This is a genomic window from Acetomicrobium mobile, assembly GCF_937920065.1.
On record NZ_CALETC010000050.1, the window covers coordinates 1 to 2,561 of the forward strand.

2 protein-coding genes and 2 pseudogenes are annotated in these 2,561 nt (G+C 53.2%); all 4 read right to left on the bottom strand.

The window, feature by feature from the left end; genetic code table 11:
- Window positions 1-295: pseudogene (locus Q7P41_RS01865) on the bottom strand (alpha-ketoacid dehydrogenase subunit beta); the annotation flags it as partial.
- A gap of 21 nt (window positions 296-316) precedes the next feature.
- Complete coding sequence (pdhA, locus tag Q7P41_RS01870; RefSeq protein WP_303881700.1) at window positions 317-1,276, bottom strand: pyruvate dehydrogenase (acetyl-transferring) E1 component subunit alpha; 960 nt, start codon at window positions 1,274-1,276, stop codon at window positions 317-319.
- Window positions 1,277-1,383: 107 nt separating this feature from the next.
- Window positions 1,384-2,232: a lipoyl synthase gene (lipA, locus tag Q7P41_RS01875; RefSeq protein WP_303881702.1), complete on the bottom strand. Its 849-nt coding sequence runs from the start codon at window positions 2,230-2,232 to the stop codon at window positions 1,384-1,386.
- A gap of 6 nt (window positions 2,233-2,238) precedes the next feature.
- Window positions 2,239-2,561: pseudogene (locus tag Q7P41_RS01880) on the bottom strand (dihydrolipoyl dehydrogenase); the annotation flags it as partial.

Consider the following 2,561-nt stretch of genomic DNA (forward strand, 5'->3'; position numbering starts at 1 on the left):
CCGCCTGATTGTATATCTGGTCCATGGTAACGCCAACGAAGTCCATGAACATTATCTCTGCCACGGGCCTCAACCCAGTTGCAGCAGCGCCCAGGGCATTGCCGATAATTGCGCTTTCCGTGATTGGCGTATCTATCACGCGCTTGGGCCCGAACTCGTCTATCAGCCCCGCCGTCACGCCGAAGCAGCCGCCGAACACCCCAACGTCCTCGCCAATGACGTACACGTTGGGATCGCGCCTCATCTCCTGGCGTAAGGCCTCATTTATCGCTGCACGCATTGTCAACTTTCTCATCGTTTTCGCCTCCCCTCTCGCTCACGCGTACACATCTTCCAAGACTTCTTCCGGAGACGGCCAGGGGCTCTCTTCGGCAAACTTCACGGCTTCCTCGATCTTGCCAGCGATCTCCTCACGAACCTGCTTCATCTGTTCTTCGGTCATGATCCCCATCTGTGCAAGCTTTTCCTCAAATCGCGGAATGGGGTCCTTTTTCTTCCACTCCCGGACCTCCTCCTCAGGGCGGTAGACGGTCGGATCTCCCTCGAAATGTCCCCTGTAACGGTAGGTCTTGCACTCAATTAATGTCGGCCCTTCGCCGGCCCTAGCCCTTTTGACGGCCTCTTGGACTGCCTCGTAAACGGCGAGCACGTCGTTGCCGTCGACCACTACTCCCGGGATGTTATAGGCCGCCGCTCTGGCAGCCACATCGGGCACGTTCATAGACCGCCTTTGCGACAGCGAGATCCCGTAGAAGTTGTTCTCGTTGATGAATATGACGGGCAGCTTCCAGATCGATGCCATGTTCAACCCTTCGTGAAACGTTCCCTGGTTAGATGCGCCGTCTCCAAAGAAGCAGGCAGCCACCTGATCGGTGCCCTTGTACTTGGCCGTAAAGCCCGCACCCACGGCAATGGGAAATCCGCCGCCCACTATGCCGTTGGCCCCAAGTATCCCAAGCTCCACATCTGCGATGTGCATCGATCCGCCCTTGCCCTTGCAATATCCCGTACGCCTTCCAAAGAGCTCTGCCATCATGAGCTTCAGATCTCCGCCCTTGGAAATCAGATGCCCGTGTCCCCTGTGCGTACTGGTTATATAGTCTTCCTTGCGCAGGTTTGCGCACGCCCCCGTGGCCACAGCCTCCTCGCCTACGTAAAGGTGCACAAAACCGAAGCACTTTCCGGCTGCAAAAAGCTCCGCCACTCGCTCCTCGAAATATCTTATAGTTAGCATGTTCCTGTACATCCACTGCAATGTTTCCCTTTCAATTGCCATGATATCCTACCTCCTTCTCTCATAATGTTGTTTAATTAAGCTAAGTGTAACCTGGCCTTGATCTGTCACCTCCTATCTTTATGTGATATTTTATCGTGACGATACTTCTAAGGCTGATAGGCGCTTGCCCTATAGGAACTCCTGACCAGTGGGCCGGCCACGACATACTTAAACCCAAGCTCGAGGCCCTTTTGCTCGTACATTTGATATTGTTTTGGAGGCACAAATTCTTTTACGGGAAGATGAGATGGGGACGGTTGTAAATACTGTCCAATAGTAAGTATATCACATCCCACTGATATCAAATCGCTCATTACTTCGATTACCTCTTCATATGTTTCGCCAAGGCCGACCATGATCCCCGATTTTGTTAGCACCTTCGGGGCAATGGCCTTTGCCATCTCAATCACAGCCAAGCTTCGTTCGTAGTTGGCCTGAGGCCTCACGGCCGGATAAAGGGAAGGAACAGTTTCAACGTTATGGGCTAAGACGTCCAAAGGAGCTTCAAATAAGTTTTTTAAGGCATCCCTGCTGCCACCGAGGTCGGAGGTCAAAAGCTCCACCTTAGCGCCGGGGTTTAATCTCTTTACTTCCTCAACCACCAAGGCCATGTGGGATGCGCCGCCGTCGGCCAAGTCGTCTCGGGTTACGCAGGTTAAGACCACGTATTTAAGGCCAAGGGCTTTGCACGCCTCAGCGATATGTCTAGGTTCATCGGGGTCTAAGGGCAAGGGATTTCCGTGCCTGACGGCGCAGAAGTTGCAATTTCTTGTACATACGTCCCCCATGAGCAGAAAGGTGGCCGTTCGAGACTTAAAACACTCCCCGACGTTGGGACATAAGGCTTCCTCGCAGACAGTGTGAAGGGTCATGCCCTTTATTAAGTCCTGCATTTCATATAAGCTTTTTTCATCGGGCGCCGGTATCTTAAGCCACTCCGGAAATTCCCCATTCATCGATCATTACCCTTCCTTCGGAAGATGTATGGCTCTACCTTGAACGGACAAAGCCGCTTCCTTCAACGCCTCACCTACGGTGGGGTGGGCAATGATAAGTTGGGCTATCTCCTCGGCGGTCGCCTCCAACTTCATGGCCATACAGGCCGTAGATATCAGCTCCGTAGCGTTAGGGCCCAATATGTGCACGCCCAAAACTTTTTCGTACTTTGAGTCCGCTACGATCTTTACCATTCCCTCTGCTTCGCCCAGCGTCAATGCCCTTCCGTTGCCGACCATGGGAAAGCGTGATACCTTTATCGGTATCCCCGCGTCGAGGCAATCGGCCT

What these genes read in the sequence shown, in the direction of transcription:
- lipA (WP_303881702.1), bottom strand. Translation starts at nt 2,232, where the DNA reads ATGAATGGGGAATTTCCGGAGTGGCTTAAGATACCGGCGCCCGATGAA.
- pdhA (WP_303881700.1), bottom strand. Translation starts at nt 1,276, where the DNA reads ATGGCAATTGAAAGGGAAACATTGCAGTGGATGTACAGGAACATGCTA.